The 18741-nt window shown below is 57.1% G+C and carries 17 protein-coding genes and 1 tRNA gene; 9 read left to right on the top strand and 9 right to left on the bottom strand.

The window, feature by feature from the left end; genetic code table 11:
* Positions 1 to 21 precede the first annotated feature (21 nt).
* From GOW72_RS14485 to GOW72_RS14470, 4 genes are all read right to left on the bottom strand, one after another.
* A complete protein-coding gene (locus GOW72_RS14485) occupies positions 22 to 1080 on the bottom strand; it encodes a quaternary amine ABC transporter ATP-binding protein (protein ID WP_058274115.1) in 1059 nt (352 codons plus the stop codon).
* A 12-nt stretch (positions 1081 to 1092) separates the two neighbouring features.
* Positions 1093 to 2121: an ABC transporter permease gene (locus GOW72_RS14480; RefSeq protein ID WP_170367317.1), complete on the bottom strand. Its 1029-nt coding sequence runs from the start codon at positions 2119 to 2121 to the stop codon at positions 1093 to 1095.
* 67 nt (positions 2122 to 2188) lie between these two features.
* Entirely contained in the window at positions 2189 to 3160 is a 972-nt protein-coding gene (locus tag GOW72_RS14475; RefSeq protein WP_170367316.1) for an ABC transporter substrate-binding protein, read from the bottom strand.
* Positions 3161 to 3741: 581 nt separating this feature from the next.
* The gene (locus tag GOW72_RS14470; protein WP_170367315.1) at positions 3742 to 4749 is read right to left on the bottom strand and encodes an AraC family transcriptional regulator; all 1008 of its coding nucleotides are present in this window, start codon (positions 4747 to 4749) and stop codon (positions 3742 to 3744) included.
* A 148-nt stretch (positions 4750 to 4897) separates the two neighbouring features.
* Here GOW72_RS14470 and GOW72_RS14465 point away from each other — a divergent pair, with 148 nt between their 5' ends.
* The 4 genes from GOW72_RS14465 (at position 4898) to GOW72_RS14450 (ending at position 8741) form a co-directional block, all read left to right on the top strand.
* Complete coding sequence (locus GOW72_RS14465; RefSeq protein WP_244952440.1) at positions 4898 to 6280, top strand: amidohydrolase family protein; 1383 nt, start codon at positions 4898 to 4900, stop codon at positions 6278 to 6280.
* Between the two features lie 26 nt (positions 6281 to 6306).
* The gene (locus tag GOW72_RS14460) at positions 6307 to 7071 is read left to right on the top strand and encodes a DUF3299 domain-containing protein (RefSeq protein ID WP_170367313.1); all 765 of its coding nucleotides are present in this window, start codon (positions 6307 to 6309) and stop codon (positions 7069 to 7071) included.
* Positions 7068 to 8246 (top strand): carbohydrate porin, encoded by a 1179-nt coding sequence (locus GOW72_RS14455; protein WP_170367312.1) that lies wholly within the window; start codon positions 7068 to 7070, stop codon positions 8244 to 8246. The genes GOW72_RS14460 and GOW72_RS14455 overlap by 4 nt, the downstream gene beginning before the upstream one ends.
* Before the next feature lie 114 nt (positions 8247 to 8360).
* Positions 8361 to 8741: a hypothetical protein gene (locus GOW72_RS14450; RefSeq protein WP_170367311.1), complete on the top strand. Its 381-nt coding sequence runs from the start codon at positions 8361 to 8363 to the stop codon at positions 8739 to 8741.
* An 815-nt stretch (positions 8742 to 9556) separates the two neighbouring features.
* Here the strand turns inward: GOW72_RS14450 and GOW72_RS14445 are convergent.
* The 5 genes from GOW72_RS14445 to GOW72_RS14425 form a co-directional block, all read right to left on the bottom strand.
* Complete coding sequence (locus tag GOW72_RS14445) at positions 9557 to 11131, bottom strand: relaxase family protein (RefSeq protein WP_170367310.1); 1575 nt, start codon at positions 11129 to 11131, stop codon at positions 9557 to 9559.
* Positions 11125 to 11553 carry a plasmid mobilization protein gene (locus GOW72_RS19135; RefSeq protein ID WP_082643591.1) on the bottom strand — a complete coding sequence of 143 codons (429 nt, stop codon included), beginning with the start codon at positions 11551 to 11553 and terminating at the stop codon, positions 11125 to 11127. Before GOW72_RS19135 ends, GOW72_RS14445 begins: the two co-directional genes overlap by 7 nt.
* A gap of 19 nt (positions 11554 to 11572) precedes the next feature.
* Positions 11573 to 12493: a helix-turn-helix domain-containing protein gene (locus tag GOW72_RS14435; protein WP_170367309.1), complete on the bottom strand. Its 921-nt coding sequence runs from the start codon at positions 12491 to 12493 to the stop codon at positions 11573 to 11575.
* 24 nt (positions 12494 to 12517) lie between these two features.
* Positions 12518 to 12594, bottom strand: a tRNA-Pro gene (locus tag GOW72_RS14430).
* A 105-nt stretch (positions 12595 to 12699) separates the two neighbouring features.
* Positions 12700 to 13812 carry a THUMP domain-containing class I SAM-dependent RNA methyltransferase gene (locus GOW72_RS14425; RefSeq protein ID WP_170367308.1) on the bottom strand — a complete coding sequence of 371 codons (1113 nt, stop codon included), beginning with the start codon at positions 13810 to 13812 and terminating at the stop codon, positions 12700 to 12702.
* 298 nt (positions 13813 to 14110) lie between these two features.
* Between GOW72_RS14425 and GOW72_RS14420 the strand changes: the two genes are divergently transcribed.
* From GOW72_RS14420 to nqrE, 5 genes are read left to right on the top strand one after another with little or no spacing between them, the layout of a single operon-like run.
* Positions 14111 to 15454, top strand: a complete 1344-nt coding sequence (locus GOW72_RS14420) for a Na(+)-translocating NADH-quinone reductase subunit A (RefSeq protein ID WP_170367307.1) — start codon at positions 14111 to 14113, stop codon at positions 15452 to 15454.
* A gap of 5 nt (positions 15455 to 15459) precedes the next feature.
* Positions 15460 to 16668, top strand: coding sequence for an NADH:ubiquinone reductase (Na(+)-transporting) subunit B (locus GOW72_RS14415; protein ID WP_170367306.1), 1209 nt, complete (start codon positions 15460 to 15462; stop codon positions 16666 to 16668).
* Positions 16661 to 17476 carry a Na(+)-translocating NADH-quinone reductase subunit C gene (locus GOW72_RS14410; RefSeq protein WP_170359420.1) on the top strand — a complete coding sequence of 272 codons (816 nt, stop codon included), beginning with the start codon at positions 16661 to 16663 and terminating at the stop codon, positions 17474 to 17476. The genes GOW72_RS14415 and GOW72_RS14410 overlap by 8 nt, the downstream gene beginning before the upstream one ends.
* Positions 17476 to 18129, top strand: a complete 654-nt coding sequence (locus GOW72_RS14405) for an NADH:ubiquinone reductase (Na(+)-transporting) subunit D (protein ID WP_170341437.1) — start codon at positions 17476 to 17478, stop codon at positions 18127 to 18129. The genes GOW72_RS14410 and GOW72_RS14405 overlap by 1 nt, the downstream gene beginning before the upstream one ends.
* Complete coding sequence (gene nqrE, locus GOW72_RS14400) at positions 18129 to 18737, top strand: NADH:ubiquinone reductase (Na(+)-transporting) subunit E (RefSeq protein ID WP_050603817.1); 609 nt, start codon at positions 18129 to 18131, stop codon at positions 18735 to 18737. The genes GOW72_RS14405 and nqrE overlap by 1 nt, the downstream gene beginning before the upstream one ends.
* Positions 18738 to 18741: the final 4 nt, after the last annotated feature.

Raw genomic sequence — 18741 nt, 5'->3', positions numbered from 1 at the left:
CAGCTTTGTCGTCAGCGCGCGTCAGGACTGACGTGCGCCTGCTTCGGATGCGACGCGAGGGACGAGTGCGCGAACCAGTTCAGTCATATCCAGTGAGCCGACTGTCTTCTCCCCATCCTTGACAACATAGGCGTGTGACGTATCCCCGCCGGACCGCGCGATCATGCTTTCGAGCGTGTCGTTCACGTCCACTTCGCCATGGGCATCTTCTGGCACTTGGCCACCGTCCAGCGGGGTCATGATCGAGCGGACCCGCAGAACCCGTGCTCGGTTGATGTCGCTCACGAAGTCTTCGATGTAAGGATCGTTGGGGTTCAACAGAATATGCTGCGGCTCGCCCTGCTGCACGACAAAGCCGTCTTTAAGGATCACAAGGTGATCGGCCAGCTTCAACGCCTCATCTAGATCGTGAGTGATGAAGATGATGGTCTTGTGCAGCTCTTTTTGCAGCTCGAGCAGCAGGTCCTGCATGTCGGTTCGGATCAGTGGGTCAAGAGCCGAGAAAGCCTCGTCCATCAGCATGATCGGTGTGTTCGCGGTCAGCGCCCGGGCAATGCCCACACGCTGTTGCATCCCACCGGACAATTGCGCTGGATAATGGTTCTCGAACCCGCTCAGACCCACGCGATCCAGCCACTTGGCGGCTTCACGGTCGCAAGTCGCCTCGTCCTCGCCGCGCACCGAGAGCGGCATGCCTGCGTTCTTCAGCACGGTTTTGTGCGGCAAAAGCGCGAACTTCTGGAACACCATCGACATCTTTTCCTGTCGAGCATGGCGCAACCCGTCCTCGGACAATTGCATCACGTCCTCACCCTGCACGATGATCTCGCCCGCAGTGGGTTCGATCAACCGGTTCAGGTGGCGGATCAGAGTAGATTTCCCAGAGCCGGACAGGCCCATGACCACTGTGATTTCCCCCGCCTGCATATCGACGTTGATGTTGTTGAGCCCCAACACGTGCCCGTGCTGCGCCAGCAATTCTTCCTTGCCCATGCCTCCTTTGGCATGCTGCAACACGTCCTTGTCGCGGGCGCCAAAGATTTTATAGAGCCCGGACAGGCGGACCATTGGTTGTGTCATTGAACCGGCTCCTTAATGTTTGACTTGGGTCTTATCGACCCGTGTGAGAGCTGCCTTGGACACGCGGTCAAGGATCACGGCCAGCAGAACAATGCCGATGCCCGCGACGATGCCCACACCCAGTTCAAGGTTTCGGATACCGCGCAACACGTTCACGCCAAGGCCAGGGGCCGAAACAAGAGAGGCGATCACGACCATGGCAAGGCTCATCATGATGGTCTGGTTGATTCCTGCCATGATATTGGGCAGCGCTAAAGGGAGTTGAACCCGCATCAGTTTCTGGCGGTCCTTCATGCCAAAGGCATTGGCCGCCTCGATCACATCCCTGTCGACAAGCCGGATGCCAAGGTCGGTCAAACGGATCACCGGCACAATCGCGTAAAGGATGATCGCAATCCCGTACAGTTTGGATTCCGTGACCGAGAACAAGAAAATCAGAGGGATCAGGTACACGAATGTCGGCAGGGTCTGCAGCAGGTCGAGCAACGGAACGACGCCTTTTTGCAATCGGTCGGATTTCGACATGGCAATTCCAATGGGCACACCGAACAGCACCGAAATCGTCGTACACACAAAGACGATCGACAGGGTTTGCATCGCCACATCGTAGTGGTCTACGAGGGCCAGCATCATAATCGAGGCGGCCACGAAGATCGTCACAGGGCGCGAACGTGACGCGTACCAGGAAATCGCCACCAGAAGCGGTACCATGATGAACCATGGCGTCGCTTCAAACAGCCAAAGTGCGCCATCCAATATCCAGCTCAATGGCTGCGTGATCGGGTCCAGAACGGTTTTCAGGACCGGTTTGGCTGCCAGAAACCCTTCTTCGATCCCGTTGGTTACATCGCGCGACTGCCATATGCGGTTGCAGCTTTCGTGCAGATTATCAAACGAGGGAATTGGAATGAGCGGCTCAGAGGCCTCTTCTCCTACTGCTTGCGCCGCAAGATCCGCCAGCGAAAGAGGCGCTTTGTCATCGGACGTGCCACACCATTCGCTCAAACCCAATGCGCTGAATAACTTGTCATAGAAGGCCATTTATCCCACTTTCCGATCTACTTCAGTGCGTTAGGGGCATCGCTGAGGATGCCCCTGTCCATGCAGTTTACTGCAGCAAGGCGGAAAGTTTTTCGCGCGCAGCATCGTTAAGCCACGCCCCCCAGACATCCTTGTAGGTTGTTAGGAAATGCACCGCGCCTTCATCGTAGGAGGCATTGTTGTCTTCAACCCATGCCAGCGTTTCGCCCATCTGTGCGTTGGTGAAGGATAGATTTGTCATCAGGTCAGACACTGCTGTGTTTTCGGCCATGAATTCTTTCGACAGAACTGTAACGACTTCACTGCGGGGGAAGGCGCTCATTTCTGGCGTCGCGCATTCCGCTGTGATGTTGCAGGCGTGCTTTTCAGGGTCATGGGGGCCCATATCGACCAGGGTCATCGGGTATTTGCCCAGTACCGATGTTGGTGCCCAATAAAAGCCGAACCATGGCTCTTTGTTTTCGTAGGCGGCAGCGATCGAAGCCGCAAGGGTTTCGCCTGATCCATGCACGAAGTTTTCAATGCCTGCATCAATCAGCCCGCCTGCCTTCATCAGGTTGGTGCTGACATTTAGACAGGTCCATCCCTCGGGGCAGTTGTGAAAGCGATTTCCGACGAGTTCGGGGTTGGCTGCGATGCCTTCAATTGTTGCCAGTTCCGGATGCTCTTCCATAAGGTAGTTCGGAACAAAGAACCCTTCGACACCGCCATCTGACAAAACTTCGGTCACAGGAATGATCGCACCTGAATCAACCAGCCCTTGGTAAGCCGGCGCGCCGTTTGTCCAGATTTCAGTCAGAATATCGGGCTCTCCGGTCTCGGATACGGATGCCAGCGCAGGGTTGCTCGAGAGCGGAACCGTGGTCACTTCGCAACCATAGCCTTGCTCCATCAGAAACTTCGAGACCGCGGTCACAATTTGCGCTGACCCCCAATCGGCCTGCATCAGTGATACTTCGCCGCATTCGTTTGCCTGGGCCGCCGAAGCGGTGATTGCCGCAGCAAATACGCACCCGAGACCCGCTGAAATCTTGAACATTTCTTTCCTCCTTGTCATCGGCGAAACAGGGGCAGAGAAACGATCCAAGCCAAAATTCGCCTTGTTTGTAGTGATGATTTGTACCGACAGGCCTAATAGCAAAAAACTGAAAAGAATTTTGGATCATGTACAATTGTTTACAGGTGGAGAGTTGAAGCCAGGCTCGAATTTAGTGACCTCCGTTCCAACGAAAGCTTCTTAGATGTAAATTCATAGGTGGCTTATGCGTGTGTATTATTGCCTCTTCTCAGGAGTCGGCGGGAGGAGTGATCAAACCCGGGGACGTCCGTTCTGTGCTCATCACGCCCATTCGAACTAGCTGCAGCATCGGTAGATTGGGCTCGATGCGGCCTTTCTCTGCGGCAAGCATGATTGGCTGGTGGCAGCCCAAACCGGACCTTCGCAACCAAGCTTTGCTAACTCCGAAATACACAACGAAACGGCCAGTTGCAGAGGTTGTATCGGCGGTGGCAACCAACCATTCGTGTCGTCGACTAACCTGTTCAACGTCGCACTACAACTTCTCCGAACTGATCCCACGAGGACCTAATCTTCGAAGCGTTCATTTGGCTCGACCACATTTACTTGCTTCGGAACTTGGTCGGTGTCATTCCGGTCTGACTTCGGAAAAAGCGAGTGAAATGGGACTTGTCAGAATAGCCGAGCATCAGACCAATCTCCGCAATTGTCATCTGGTCATCTTTGAGGTGCTCCTTGGCGACATCGATACGCAGCCGTTTGATTTCGCGCGGTAACGTTGTGCCTTGTTGTTGAAGCGCTTTCAGGAACCGTTCCGGCTGTATTCCCAGCAACTCGGCCACCATCTCCGGCCCCAAATCGGTTTCATCCAGTTTGCCGCGCAAGACAGAGCGCAAAGCAGCCACCACAGTTACTTCTTCATCTTGTCGCGGTGAGACCATCGGCTTGGCAGAGCCGTCAGAGACATGGTGCAAAAACAACCATTCCACAGGAAAACTAATTTGCATTCCGGGATCGGTTCCAAGGCCAACCTCGATCCCTTTGTAGTTGACAGGCAAACCATTGATGTATCTGCTTTCCCATCGCACACGCGAAGAGTCCCAGGAATCGCCGACGACGGTCTGCAACAGGCGTACATAGATTGCAGCACCAAAACCGGTTACCTGAATGGGCGGGACTGTTGGTTCCTGTTGCCTATCGATACGATAAGTCGCTTTGTCCGCTTCAATGATAAGGCTGTGCCGCACAGAATTGGACTCCTGCGGTACAAGCCCAACAAAGCGGGTAAAAAACTCGAACAGCGTTTTTGTAGTTTGCAGGGCTTGAGCGAATGGAGGCCACTCTTGCAGGTCAAACGTCTCCCCTACATTCAGTCCAAGGTATCGATCTCCTGACACTTCTGAGAAAGCATTTACCAAGCCGTAAACCAACTCTGAGTGAACGAACACGGATGGGTTAGTCAACAGTTCGGCTTTCAAGCCGACCTGATCCAATGCTGGTTGCGGATTGATCTTACGTTCGGTGAGATATTGCAGAAACGGAGCAGCTAAAGAGAGGCGAATAAAGCCCTCGCTATGCTCTCGGGAGGTGGAGTTGAAAGGCAAGCTCATAACCCTTGTCTGGATTAGCTTTAAGAAGTGGCCATTTTTGCAGTCACATTCGCACATCCTAATTCAAAAGGGGCAACCGAGCCAATGAATTCCAGACTATAGTTGGCAAAACATGAATATGAAGGGAGTACTTATGTCCGGCTTACGAATGTCTCTTTGCTCGACGGCAATTGTCGCGGCAGTTCTTTCTTTTTCGACGACCGCGCAGGCTCAGGATCAAGAAGAACCCCAAACGCTGTTTACCAACGTGCATGTCTTCGACGGTGTGAATGAGCAACGCATTGAGAATGCCAGTGTTCTGGTCGAGGGCAATCTGATCAAGTCCGTCTCAACCGATGCCATTGATGCGCCGAGTGCGAAGGTTATCGACGGTGGCGGACGCACTCTGACACCGGGCTTTATCGAGAATCACGCGCACCTGATGCTCATGGGGCCATCGATTGCCGAGATGGAAACCAACTCGACCTGGGAGGATTTCGCCATCCACGGGACACGGATGGCCGAAATGTACCTGATGCAGGGCTTCACGACCGTTCGCGATGCCGGGGGCGCTGGTGGCGGGCTGCGGCGTGCCATAGACGCAGGCCAGATCGTCGGCCCCCGCTTTTATCCTTCCGGCGCATTTCTCGGGACGCGCGGCGGCCATGCCGACTTCGCATCTTTCACATCTCCGCCGGGCGGGGTGACCAACTTTGGCACTCTGAATATGGCCCAACAGGTCAACGGTGTTGACGAAATTTACATGTATGGCCGTAACAACTTGCGCATGGGTGCCACGCAACTGAAGTTCATGCAATCAGGTGGGGTGATTTCGGCATTCGATCCATGGCAGTTGCTCGCCGGTTCGAAGGAAGAGATCGAGGCTGCTGTTCAGGTTGCCAACGAGTACGGCACCTATGTCATGGCACATTCCTACCGCAAAGAAGCGATCATCAATGCCCTGAATGCAGGGGTTAGAACCATTGAACACGGATTTCACTTTGACTGCGAAATTTCTGCTTTGATGAAAGAAAAAGGAGCGTACATCACGACGAACATCACGGCATTTGATCCGGGCCTTCTTGACGTTCCGTCCGTGAAAAACAACCCTAACAGTTTGAGGAAAGCCAAATCGGCCTCGGCGACCTTCGAAGCCTATATTCCCAGCATGAAGGAATGCCCGGCGCCGCGCGGGTTCCAAACCGATTGCGTGGGCTCAGTCGAGGCGTGCAACATTCAGATCGCCTACGAGAAGCATCTGAACAACCATTTCTTCGGCCCCTATGCGTCGATGGTAACCTTGACTTCGGTAGGCGGCGAGATCGCGGCACTTAGCGGTGATTTCATGAACCCCTATCCAGAAGGCAAACTGGGTGTGATCGAAGAAGGCGCCTATGCCGACATCCTACTGATAGACGGCAACCCCCTCGAAGACTTCTCGGTCGTTGGAACAGGTGATCAGTGGTTTGGTGCGGACCCGAGGCCGGACAGCCCGGAAACAATCCGCCTGATCATGAAGGACGGTGTGATCTACAAAAACACACTGGATTGACCAGATAAAGCAGCCGGAGAGCATTCATGCGAAATTGGTTTTGCTCCGCAGTATTCGCAGGGTTGGTTTTGTGCGGTTATGATGCTGCGGCGACGCCTGGAACCGCGTTGGACTGGGCAGACCTGCCAGATCCGTCTGCGCAGGTCTTTGAAGACCCCTATCGCGAACTTAGCGCCGAACAATTCGACGATGTCCTTTACGTCGTACGGCTGCGCGGCAGGTTACAGCAGGATAGTGGCAGCGAAGAAGAGAGGCAGAAATGGCAAGAGCTTCTGACCGAGACTGAGGATGCCTTGGCGGCTGATGGGATTGATGTCGACTGGCTACTCGATCAGCGAGAGGTCGTGACTGAGCGGCGAAGAAAGGCTGGAACGAGCGGAAACGCGCAATTCGACGGCCGAACAATCACACTCGCGGGCTTTGCCATTCCTGCTCCGAGCGATCCGGACGGCCGGCCTGTGGCGTATTTGGTGCCAGAAAGAGGGATGTGCAGCCACATGCCTCCACCTCCGCCTAACCAGATGATCCGTGTGCGGTTGAACGGGGACTGGGCGCCTAGCTATTTCCACGAACCCGTTCGGCTGACAGGCACGCTGACCATCGATCCTTCTGTTCAGAATATGATGGTTGTTGACGGCCTCATGCCTATGAATGCGACTTTCCAGCTAGAGACGGAACGTGTCGAAACTCTGGAAACCGAGGCAGACAGGTTGGAATGGCAGCAGCGTGCTGCTGATCGCATCCGCGCGGCGGGAAATCGCAAGACCGGTGGGGCACAGGCGTCAAAATGATAAGACTTCTGGTTGCCGCATTGAGCATTGCTTTTGCTGGCGCAGCGTCGGCTCAGGGACTATCCGGGCCATCTTCAGTCGAAGCTGATCTTGCGCCCGGAGACGGGCTCACCGATCCGCAATATCGTTCCGATTTTCCACGCAACATCGCACCGGGTTGGTTTCAGTGGAAAGACCGACTGGCTGAGGGTGGTTTTCGGTTCAACATTGACTACCTGGCATTGGGCCAAACCACGGATGCTGATCTGGGAACCGGCGAAGCAGCCAGCGGAATTGCGCGGTTCTACGGCAGTTGGCAGGCAACTGAACAGGGTTCTCTGACATTCAAGATCGAAGACCGGCACAGTTACACGGATGTTGCCCCGCAATTTCTCGGTCTGGATGGCGGAGCGCTTTCTATCACGGGGACAGCCTTCAACGATAATGGTTTGCTGCTGACCAACCTGTTCTGGACCCAAAGGGCCGAGGACGGCTCGTGGACGCTGCAAGTCGGGCAGATCGATGTAACGGACTTTGTGGATATCTACGGGTTGGTGAGCCCCTACAGTGGTTTTCAGAACCTGTCTTTCAACACCAATCCGACAATCAACGCGCCCAATCAAGGCCTTGGAATTGCTGGCGGGATAAAGCTGAGCGAAAACTTCTACGCTATTACGAGCATCTCAGACGCAAACGCCGACCCGTCCGATCCAAATTTTGATGTGTTTAGCGATGGCAATCTCTTCAAATCACTCGAGCTTGGGTACACGTCCGGCTTTGATCGCATCTATTTTGACAATGTCCATGTGACTCTCTGGCATGCGGATGCGGCTGACGATGGTAGCCGTCCAGAAGATTACGGCGCTGCGTTTTCTGCCGCATGGTTTGTTGACAATAAGTGGATGCCGTTCTTTCGGGCTGGGGCCTCGAAGGGGACCGCAGCGCTTTATGAACGGTCGATTTCTGCCGGTCTCGGTTACTATGGTCGCAACACCGATTTGGCCGGTCTGGGCCTAAACTGGGCCGAAGCAAGAGGCATAGATGGCGATCAGTTCACGCTTGAAGCTTTCTACCGTTTTTCAATCTCACCCGGATTGCAGATCACGCCATCGGTACAATTCATTTCCGACCCGCTTCTAAATCCCGATCAGGACCGGATTACCCTGTTCGGTCTAAGAACCCGGATAGTTTTCTAATGCGGGGTGAAGGCAGTCACTAAGGGGTGTGCCAAAGGGCAACTAAGAGAGATCAAGCGCGTGCCGGAATTTTCAACGCCGGTCGAATGAAGTTGGGAAGCAAAGGAACAATCTATGAAGATCGCCTACGGAATTCTCGCAGCCTTAGCAGTTGTGTTTTTCATCCTTGGAGGCGGCGATGCCCATGCCAAAGACAACAAGGGTAAAAAGCCGAACAAGGGGGGCAAGAACGGTGATGTCAGCATTCAGATCGAAGACAAACCCGGCAAAGGCCCAAAGGCTGTGCCGCCTGGCCAGATCAAGCGCTACACGCGCGGTGCCAAGCTCCCATCTGATCTGGAGTTCGAAGAAATTGGGGACCTTTCCAAATGGAAGCTGGGGGAGCCCGGCAAAGGAAACCGCTACATTCAGGTCGATGGCGAAGTCCTCGAAGTTACGAATGATCTGTCTACCGTTGTCGATGCCGTCGGCATCGTCGGTGATCTTCTCAACTAGACGAAAGTACGATGTTTCAGGGCAAGAACTACCTCGTTTGTCCTGACGCTGGCCGGGGCGATCATTTGTGAACCCCGGCCCAAGTTCAAAACCCGGATCCGAGGCGCTACGATGATAAAGGCCCTTCTTGTTCTTTTTGCGCTTGCTACCTTTTCGTCAGCACGCGCCCTACTCGCTCAGGAAAACGGTGCAACTGAAGTCCCGCAAACAATACGCTTTGAGGGCTATGTATAGCCCAGTCGCGAAGCAGAACTGTCGCCTTTGGTGGACAATGTGGTCAACCGGACTTTGCAAAGTCTGCTTTCTGCGCATATGCAAAGTCTACTTTTGCACCGTTGCTGCCATTGGTGATGATCAGTGCCGCCACCGCAGCGAAGGTCTGCTTGGTGGCCTTCCTGCCAAGTAGCCTGTGGCACGGCGATCGAGGGTCATCGGTCTGGATGCACGTTCTTAACGGGATTGGGCGGCAGTTTTATTGGGATTCAGGCGTCAATTCACTGAGAATACGCAGTTGAGCGCTAGGCTAGAACAACTTGGCCTATTTTGATCATTTTCGCATCGACCCCAAGTTCTGGTATCAAGTAGCCGTTTTTGGTCCTGAACACATTCCGCAAATACTGATTTCCGTCAGTGTCCATAAACAGACACCGTAAGTTGTAGCAATCGCCCCAAACCCCTGCAATTGCAACTAGTGGAATGCCTTTCGGTAGCGAGTCGACTCTTTCAAATTCTCTGTAGTCAATCCCGCAGGCGCAGGATTGGCGGAAGCTCATGGTGAAGCGTTCGTGATGAGTGGGCATCGTCATTCCTTCAGATCAAAGATGGAAGCCGTAGTCTTGGTCTCGTTCAAGCAGCCCATGATTCAGCTCTCTTGCAGCAGAGTTTCGGCGGCTCTCGCTAGCTTCAAACTCGTCTGCAAGTTCTCTTCCAGCGTGGTGTAGTTCTGTTCTTCGGTCAGCAAGTCGGCCAATGTAGCTACGGACTTGAGATGTGATTTCATCAGCAGCTCGATGCACTGCGTTAAGCCATTTAGCCTGGCCTCGATCCCGGTCGTCGAGCGTTCTTCCAAATTGCGCAATTCCGAGGCGGAGGTCTCGCAAGCCGTCACCAACTGCTCGACGCACGCGAGCAAATCTCGCTCCAAGGCTGTCAGGGATTGGTCCATCTAGTTTGGCTCCACTCTGATGCAAGAAACCAATCGGCTCGCCACCGAACAGGTGCGCATGCTTGATGTTTCTGGCGGCAGGATCAAATAAGTCGCTCCCTCGTGAAGTACCGCCTGGATGCCCAACCTCTCTAGCTGCGTCGAGGCGGCTATCGTTGAGAGTTTCCAGCTCCACAGAAAAGTCAGTCCTAAGGTTGCTGCGATCAACACCATACAGGCCGTTATCACCGCCCAAGGTGAGATCTGAATCAGGAATTTGATCTTGTCGATGTGACTCTGCCAGGTCGTCCCGCTCCAATCCAAAAACGTGCGGGTATCGGCTTCGATTGTATTCCGCGCGAGTGTTACACATGCTTGAATATCGCTCCTGAAGCTCTGCAATTGAGAATCCATCAAGGCGGCGTGCTCTTTTCGGATCTTGTCCAAGTCCGCGTTCAATTTCTCGCTCAGCCGGGTCGGCTTGCCAGTCGTCATGGAAAATCTCTCCTTTCAATCGCCAGCGTTCGCCTGTGTCGGGGTCTTTGGCCGTGATGTAATTTTTGCTTACGCGGGGGATATCGAAACCTGCGTCGGTCAGGGCATCGACCATGCTTGCGCGGTCGGTGATGGTGCCGATGCTGATCTGGTCTAAGATCCATTCGTGGAGTTCTTCGCGGCCCTGTGCCCTAGTTGGGGCCTCAACGGTGGCTTGAACCTCCTGTGTGCGTTCCAGATCCATCGGATCGGCCCAGTCGTGCGTCTTGTTCATTAAGTCGCGCAGACTGTCATAGGCTGTCCGATAGCCAGGTGGCGCGATGTTGAGGCTTTTACCGGTTGTCAGCTCCAAACGCGGTGTACAGAAATGCAGCTCAACTCGGTCTTCGTGGCTGTGCCGGACCCAGAGCAAGTCGAATTGCTCACTGTCCATACCAGCGAATGCCAGTGCCTCGAAGGCGTTCATGACTTCGACCTGCTGGGCTTCGGTGGGTGCGTCCTCGCTGGCAAAGCTGATGACGCCCGCGCGGTAGGTCCACTGATTGCGACTGGCGTCGATCAGGGCCTCGGTGCGGGTGGAATCGCCGCGCAGCACTTCAGGCAAAGGATCGCGTATGACCGTCATGGGCTGGCCATCAGCATCGCGGATTAGATCGCGATTGGAGTCATAGGCCAAGACCTCACGCGTGACGAGATAGCCAACTGGACCAGCACCCGCGCCTTTGCCATTGGGAAAGAACTTGATCAGCATTGTCGTGCCTCATCAAGGATCTTGGTAAGCTGGCGTTCAATCACAACCAGTTGTCGGGCGACGGCCAGCGTATCCATGTCAACCCGACCAATCAAAAGCGCCCGATTCACAACCCGCGCAACCTGGTTGAGGTTACCGCCAATGCGCCCTAGTGCCAGGACCAGAGCGGGGTCGACGCGAGGCGCAGGCTTGCGACGACGTGCTTCCGTCAGACCCAAGGCTTCGCGCAAGAGGGTCGCGGCAGATACTCCGGCAGCTTCGGCTTTGGCGCGAAGCTCAGCCTTCTCAGCAACGCTACATCGAAAGACGAAGGTCTCGGTGAGCGGCGCTTTGGCGGGCGGCGTGCCTCCGCCGGTGGGGTTCGAAGGGGAGGCTTGCCACCCCTCGCAAGGTCCCGTGTCAGCAGCGCCAGCGTATGACATGGGTCGCCTTGCTCTTTGCTCAGACCGCATGGCACAGTTCCTGCTTCGATGGTGCAAACAGGGTCCAGCCTTCGGTGATGAGCCAGCTGCGCAACACGGGCCACTCGTTCTTGTTCGTTGGAGGGAACCTGCCGGGGAGCCAGTAGCCGCGCTCGTTGTTTTCGATGGCTTCAGGAAGTACCCGGTCGATCCAAGCACCAAACATTCGTTCGGTGAACTGCTCCCATTGGCGGCAGCCGAAAGATTGGCGCGAGACGAATTCGGGTTGCGCACTGCCCACGCGCGCCGAGTCGGATGGCCCACCATTCGGCAGATCCGGCTCAAGCGCGAGGTTTTGTTCTATGGATTGTTCTTTCTTTATATAGGAAAGATCACCCATGCGCCCTTTGTCTCTCACGGGCGAACCCTTTCGCCCTTCTGAAAGGCTCATCGGTGCATCCTTTTTCCTCCGGCGAAACGGGATGATTTTTGTTGGGGAGCGAAGGTCGTATTCTGTGTGATTGCCTGCGCCACGCCCTTCAGTTCGAAACAGCCAACCGAACTCGACAAGCTGTTTGAGGCAGCGTTTGATGGTTGCTAGCGACATTCCGACCAGGAACTCATCAAGCGTTTTTAGTGAGGGATTGAGTTGGCCGGTCCTGTCGTTGGCGAACTGTACCGAAAGCGCTGAGGCAACTACCTTAGTTGACGAGTTGAGGTCAGCGCATTGCAGAACGGCCTTGAGCCATTCAAAGCGATTGAGCCTAGACATATGCGCCTCCCGCGATTGCGGACCGGCTGCGAATTTGGTATTCCGTTCGTGCAGATAAATTTGCATTACCGTTGAGGTGGGTGGCCGCCCCCTCAGCGGTTTTTCTTTCACTTTTCTTCGGAAACCAGACCCTGAAAACAGAATAATCCGGACAAAATCCGGGTATGCTGCGGCGGCGGCGCAGTTCATTCGTATTTAACTGATTGATTTTATTGGTCGGAGTGAGAGGATTCGAACCTCCGACCCCTGCCTCCCGAAGACAGTGCTCTACCAGGCTGAGCTACACTCCGACCGTGGCGCGTGATCTATACCCAGTGGATTTGATGCGCAAGAGGGATTCTGTGTGCTTTTTGTCCGAACTGACTCTGCCGCTTGGACCCGCAGGAATTGACGGGTCAGGGCAGGGCCTCGGTTTGATAGAGGCGGATCTTCGTGCCGCCATGATCGACGATCGGACCCGGCGGGAGCAACGGCAGGCGGGTGGCGCGCGCCAGGGACTGGTTGCTGGTGACGACGCCGACACGCCAGCCTGAAAACCTGGACAACATCACTTTGCCAAAGCTGCCATACAGCGACCGCAGGCGTTTTTCGTCGCCGATGCGTGCCCCATACGGTGGGTTGACGATTACCAGGCCCGGCCCGCCCATGGGCGGTTTCAGGTCAGCGACTGCGCGTTTTTGGAATTGTGTAGCGCCGTCCACCCTGGCGCGGCTGGCATTCGCCTGCGCGGCCGCGATCGCCCCGTCATTCCGGTCCGAGCCATGGAACACGGTATCTGTCTGCGTCGCGACCCAGTCGGCGCGGAGTTCTGCCCAAGCCTTGGGATCGAATCCGGCAAAGTCCTGAAAAGCAAAGGCTCTGGCGCGGCCGGGCGGCAGGCCCATCGCGATCTGCGCGGCTTCGATCACGAAAGTGCCCGAGCCGCACATCGGGTCCAGCACCGGCTCCGATCCGTCAAAGCCGCAATTGCGCAGAAACATCGCCGCCATCGTTTCGCGCATGGGAGCCTTGGCGACCGCTTCCTTGTGCCCGCGCTTGTGCAGCGCTTCTCCGGAACTGTCGAGGGAAAGTGTGCAGATGTCTTTCTCGATTCGCAGCAGAACACGGACCGTCGCCTCGGACGAGATCGGAGCCCCCAACGTGTCAGAGATTGCGCCTTCAATCCGTTGCCGTGCGGCGCCGGCATGATAGATGCGGGATTTTCGGCTAGTGGCCTCAACCCGAACCGGGACGTCGGGTTTCAGAAAATCTCCCCACGGAAACTTTCGTGCCCGCTTGTCCAGCTGAGCCAGATGCACAGCCGGGAACGAACCCACCCGAACCAATACCTTGTTGGCCCCGCGCAACTGGAGATTGGCACGCCAGACCTCGCGCAGGTTGCCACGAACCGTGACACCACCGGGCGCCAGCCGGGCCTCAGCGAATCCGGCCTCCTGCGCTTCGGCGAGGAGGGGAGCCTCCAGACCGGGTGTCGCGACCAGAAAAATCTCAAGATCGGTATTCTCCATTCCGGCTGCTTATATCAGCAGGGCCATCCGTGCGACACGAAATTTCCTACCAAGTTTTTGGTACTCCACCCGAGGTTTCGGGTAAAAATAGCTACACGGCACGCGATTTGGGCGGTAACAGGTTTGCGTTTGGCCGCTTCGCCGCGTAAAGGGGCCGTAATCAGAGAGACGCCCGCGGATTTCGGCCGGTCCTCGTCGTTTTTACGACGGGCTTTACGAAACTCCGCGCTATTCAGTGCCCAAAACAAAGGGCCCTGTATGACGGGCGCAAGAAAAAGGCTTGGAAGAACGTAGCGACATGCAAACTTTCAAACTGAAAAAGGGACTGGACCTTCCGATCGAGGGATCGCCTGAACAGGTCATTCAGCCAGGGCCAGCATATTCTTCGGTTGGCGTGCTGGGTGGAGACTATATCGGGCTCAAACCACGGATGCTGGTGCAGGAAGGGGACAACGTCCAGCGCGGCGCGCCGCTGTTCTGCCACAAGGATGCGCCCGAGGCGATGATGGTGGCGCCGCTGACCGGCAAGGTCGTGGCCATCAACCGCGGCGCGCGGCGCGTGTTGCAGAGCGTTGTGATCGAAGTGTCGGACCCCAACGACCCCGGCGTCGATTTCTCGGGCGTGGGCGATGCCGAGACCGCGCAGGGCCTCACCGCCAAGCTGTGCGCCGCCGGCCTGTGGACCGCGTTCCGCACGCGGCCCTATTCCAAGATGCCGCAACCGGGCACCGCGCCCGCCGCGATTTTCGTCACCGCCATGGACAGCGAGCCGCTGGCCGCCGATGCCGCGCTGATCATCAATGACGCGGCCGAGGCCTTTGCCGCCGGTCTGGCCGCCGTAGTCAAGCTGACCGAAGGCAAGACCTATCTGTGCCAGAAGGATGGCGACACGATCCCCGGCGCCGATCTGCCGGGCGTCGAGGCCGCGGCCTTCAGCGGCCCCCATCCGGCAGGCCTGGCCGGGACGCATATCCATTTCCTCGAACCCGTGACCGCCGCGAAAACCGTCTGGACCATCGGCTATCAGGACGTGATCGCCATCGGGCGGCTGCTGCAGTCGGGCCATCTGGACCCGAACGTTGTGGTGGCCCTGACCGGCCCTGGCGCGCGTCAGCCGCGTCTGATCCGCACCGTCATGGGGGCCTCGACCGAGGATCTGACCCGCGACGAGATAAATGTCGACGGCGAGGCCCGCGTCATTTCCGGCTCGGTCCTGTCGGGGCGTCACGCCACCGGGCCGTTCGCTTATCTGGGACGCTTCGCGCGCCAGATCTGCATCATCCGCGAGGATCACGACCAGATCCCGATGGGCTGGATCCGTCCGATGCCGTCGAAATACGCGGTGCAGCCGGTTCTGGGTTCGGCCTTTGCCAAAAAGCTGTTCGCTTTCACGTCGAACCTGAACGGTGGCCGCCGCGCCATGGTGCCCACCGGTACCTTCGAAGAGCTCATGCCGCAGGATTACCTGCCGACGCAACTGCTGCGGGCGCTGTTGGTGATGGATACCGACACGGCGCAGGCCCTGGGCGCGCTGGAGCTGGATGAAGAGGATTTGGGCCTTGTGGGCTTTGCCTGTCCGGCCAAGTATGAATACGGGCTGGCGCTGCGCGACTGCCTGACCAAGATTGAAAAGGAGGGCTGATCCACATGGGTTTGCGCAGCTTCTTTGACCGGATCGAGCCGAACTTCACCAAGGGCGGCAAGTACGAGAAGTTCTTCCCCATCTACGAGATGGTGGAAAGCTTCATCTACACTCCGAAAACCGTAACATCCGTGGCACCGCACGCGCGGTCCTACGTGGATATGAAGCGGATCATGACCTATGTCGTGATCGCCACGATCCCCTGCATCCTGTGGGGCATGTACAATACCGGGTTCCAGGCCAACTCGGCAATCGCGACGCTGGGCCCGGAGTCGGCAACCGGTTGGCGCATCGCCGTCCTGCAGGCCTTGGGCATTTCTCTGGACCCGTCCAGCATCTTTGCCAACGTGATGCACGGGCTGATGTATTTCCTGCCGATCTACATAGTCACGCTGGTCGCGGGCGGCACCTTCGAGGTGATTTTCGCCACCGTGCGCGGGCATGAAGTGAACGAAGGCTTTCTTGTCACCTCGATGCTGTATACGCTGATCATGCCGGCCACCGCGCCGCTGTGGCAGGTGGCGCTGGGGATCATCTTTGGTGTGGTCATCGGCAAGGAAGTGTTCGGGGGCACCGGCAAGAACTTCCTCAACCCCGCGCTGGTGGGGCGCGCCTTCCTGTATTTCGCCTATCCCGCATCCATGTCGGGCGACGCGGTCTGGACCCCGGTCGACGGCTTTTCCGGCGCGACCGCGCTGGCCGTTTCGGCCGCTGACGGCTATCAGGCGCTGGCGGCCGAGGGCATCACATGGTGGAACGCCTTCTTCGGCTCGATCCAGGGCAGCTTTGGTGAGACATCGACCCTGGCATGCATGATCGGGCTGGCCTTCCTGCTGATGACCAAGATTGCCAACTACCGCCTGATCGTGGGCTGTCTGGCAGGGACCATCGGCTTTACCCTGCTGCTGAACCTGATCGGGTCGGACACCAACCCGATGTTCGCGATGCCTTGGTACTGGCACGTCGTGCTGGGCGGTTATGCGTTCGGTCTGGCCTTCATGGTGACCGAGCCGGTCTCGGCCAGCCACACCAATATGGGCCGCTATATCTATGGCGCGCTGATCGGGGTCATGGTCGTGATGATCCGGGTGGTGAACCCGGCCTTCCCCGAAGGCATGATGCTGGCCATCCTGTTCGGCAACGTCTTTGCGCCGCTGATCGACCATTTCGTCGTTCAGGCAAACATCAAACGGAGGGCGCGTCGCCATGTCTGATACGCAATCCCCTGAACCCAAAGGCGCCATCGCCCGGTTCCTGGCGGCCTCGCCGGACTCGGTAGGCAAGACGATCTTCATCGCGGTCGCCGTGTGCCTGGTCGCTTCGATGATCGTGTCGGCAGCGGCGGTCAGCCTGCGCCCGGTGCAAGAGGCCAACAAGCTCAAGGACAAGCAGATCAACGTTCTGCAGGTCGCGGGGGTCTATGAGCCGGGCATCGACGTGGCCGAGGCTTTTGCCGCTTTCGAACCGCATGTGCTGGAGCTGGCGACGGGTGAATTCGTCGACGACCAGTTCGACCCGGCCACGTTCGACGACATTGCCGCCGCCAGTGACCCCGAGTTGAGCGAGCCGCTTGCCGACGACCCTGCCGGCATCGGCCGCAAGGCGAAATACCGCGTGATCTACCTGCTGCGCGACGAAAACGGCGCGCTGGACAAGGTGATCCTGCCGGTCCACGGCTATGGTCTGTGGTCCACGCTCTATGGCTTCATCGCGCTCGAAGCGAATGGCAACGACATCTTCGGGCTGCAATTCTACCAGCACGGCGAAACGCCGGGCCTGGGGGCCGAGGTGGACAACCCGCGCTGGAAAGCCCTCTGGAGCGGCAAGAAGCTGCGTGACGATGCGGGTGATCTGCAGATCACGGTCGCCAAAACGATGCCCGCCGCAGGGCCTGACTTCTATATCGATGCGCTGGCCGGCGCGACCCTGACGACGGTCGGCGTCGACAACCTGGTGAAATTCTGGATGGGAGACGCGGGCTATGCTCCGTTCCTGGCCAAGCTGCAAGCAGGAGAGATCTGATGTCACAGACCAAGAAAGATCTGCTGGTCGACCCGCTTGTCGACAACAACCCGATCACGTTGCAGGTGCTGGGCATCTGCTCGGCGCTGGCGGTAACTTCGTCGCTGCAGGTGGCCTTCGTGATGTCGCTGGCGGTGATGTTCGTGACGGCGTTTTCGTCCTTCTTCATCTCATGCCTGCGCAACCAGATCCCTGGCTCGATCCGGATCATCGTACAGATGGTCATCATCGCGTCTCTGGTGATCCTGGTCGACCAGATCCTCAAGGCCTATGCCTTCGAGATCTCGAAGACGCTGTCGGTTTTCGTGGGCCTCATCATCACCAACTGCATCGTGATGGGCCGGGCCGAGGCCTTTGCCATGAAGAACCCGCCCGTGGCGTCCTTCATCGACGGCTTGGGCAACGGCATGGGTTATGGCCTGATCCTGATGCTGGTCGGCGTCGTCCGCGAGCTGTTCGGCTCGGGCTCTCTGTTCGGGGTGACCATCCTGGAAACCGTGAACAATGGCGGCTGGTACGTGCCCAACGGCTTGCTGCTGCTGCCGCCGTCGGCCTTTTTCATCATCGGCCTGATCATCTGGGCCTTCCGCACGTGGAAGCCGAACCAGGTCGAGGAACGTGAATACAAGATCCAGCAGGTAGAGGCGCACTGATGGAAGGTCTCATCTCACTGGCCGTAAAGGCCATCTTCGTCGAAAATCTCGCGCTCAGCTTTTTCCTGGGCATGTGTACCTTCATCGCCGTGTCGAAAAAAATCTCGACGGCGCTGGGGCTCGGGATCTCGGTCATGGTCGTGCAGGCCATCACCGTTCCGGCCAACAACCTGTTGCTGAACTACCTGCTCAAGCCGGGTGCGCTGGCGTGGGCCGGGTTCCCGGATGTGGACCTGACCTTTCTCGGCCTGATTTCATATATCGGCGTGATCGCGGCGATGGTGCAGATCCTCGAGATGGTTTTGGACAAGTATTTCCCGCCGCTTTACAACGCGCTGGGTATCTTCCTGCCGCTGATCACGGTGAACTGCGCCATCCTGGGCGGCTCGCTGTTCATGGTCGAGCGCGACTACAACTTTGCCGAGGCCGCAACCTATGGCCTGTCCTCGGGCTTTGGTTGGGCGCTGGCGATCACCGCCATGGCGGGCGTGCGCGAAAAACTGAAATATTCCGACATTCCGGACGGACTGCAGGGCCTCGGCATCACCTTCATCACCGCAGGTCTGATGGCGATGGCCTTCATGTCCTTCTCGGGCGTCAAACTGTAAAGGG

The sequence above is a fragment of the Ruegeria arenilitoris genome (genome assembly GCF_013032855.1).
GTDB lineage: Bacteria > Pseudomonadota > Alphaproteobacteria > Rhodobacterales > Rhodobacteraceae > Ruegeria > Ruegeria arenilitoris.
Note: the sequence above shows the minus strand (reverse complement) of the source record. Positions and strands in the feature narration are given on the sequence as shown.

Coding starts and splice junctions, on each gene's coding strand:
- GOW72_RS14415 (WP_170367306.1), top strand. CDS start 15,460: ATGGGTTTGCGCAGCTTCTTTGACCGGATCGAGCCGAACTTCACCAAG.
- GOW72_RS14470 (WP_170367315.1), bottom strand. CDS start 4,749: ATGAGCTTGCCTTTCAACTCCACCTCCCGAGAGCATAGCGAGGGCTTT.
- GOW72_RS14405 (WP_170341437.1), top strand. CDS start 17,476: ATGTCACAGACCAAGAAAGATCTGCTGGTCGACCCGCTTGTCGACAAC.
- GOW72_RS14460 (WP_170367313.1), top strand. CDS start 6,307: ATGCGAAATTGGTTTTGCTCCGCAGTATTCGCAGGGTTGGTTTTGTGC.
- GOW72_RS14435 (WP_170367309.1), bottom strand. CDS start 12,493: ATGAACTGCGCCGCCGCCGCAGCATACCCGGATTTTGTCCGGATTATT.
- GOW72_RS14465 (WP_244952440.1), top strand. CDS start 4,898: ATGTCTCTTTGCTCGACGGCAATTGTCGCGGCAGTTCTTTCTTTTTCG.
- GOW72_RS14425 (WP_170367308.1), bottom strand. CDS start 13,812: ATGGAGAATACCGATCTTGAGATTTTTCTGGTCGCGACACCCGGTCTG.
- GOW72_RS19135 (WP_082643591.1), bottom strand. CDS start 11,553: ATGTCATACGCTGGCGCTGCTGACACGGGACCTTGCGAGGGGTGGCAA.
- GOW72_RS14455 (WP_170367312.1), top strand. CDS start 7,068: ATGATAAGACTTCTGGTTGCCGCATTGAGCATTGCTTTTGCTGGCGCA.
- GOW72_RS14410 (WP_170359420.1), top strand. CDS start 16,661: ATGTCTGATACGCAATCCCCTGAACCCAAAGGCGCCATCGCCCGGTTC.
- GOW72_RS14475 (WP_170367316.1), bottom strand. CDS start 3,160: ATGTTCAAGATTTCAGCGGGTCTCGGGTGCGTATTTGCTGCGGCAATC.
- nqrE (WP_050603817.1), top strand. CDS start 18,129: ATGGAAGGTCTCATCTCACTGGCCGTAAAGGCCATCTTCGTCGAAAAT.
- GOW72_RS14445 (WP_170367310.1), bottom strand. CDS start 11,131: ATGCTGATCAAGTTCTTTCCCAATGGCAAAGGCGCGGGTGCTGGTCCA.
- GOW72_RS14485 (WP_058274115.1), bottom strand. CDS start 1,080: ATGACACAACCAATGGTCCGCCTGTCCGGGCTCTATAAAATCTTTGGC.
- GOW72_RS14480 (WP_170367317.1), bottom strand. CDS start 2,121: ATGGCCTTCTATGACAAGTTATTCAGCGCATTGGGTTTGAGCGAATGG.
- GOW72_RS14420 (WP_170367307.1), top strand. CDS start 14,111: ATGCAAACTTTCAAACTGAAAAAGGGACTGGACCTTCCGATCGAGGGA.
- GOW72_RS14450 (WP_170367311.1), top strand. CDS start 8,361: ATGAAGATCGCCTACGGAATTCTCGCAGCCTTAGCAGTTGTGTTTTTC.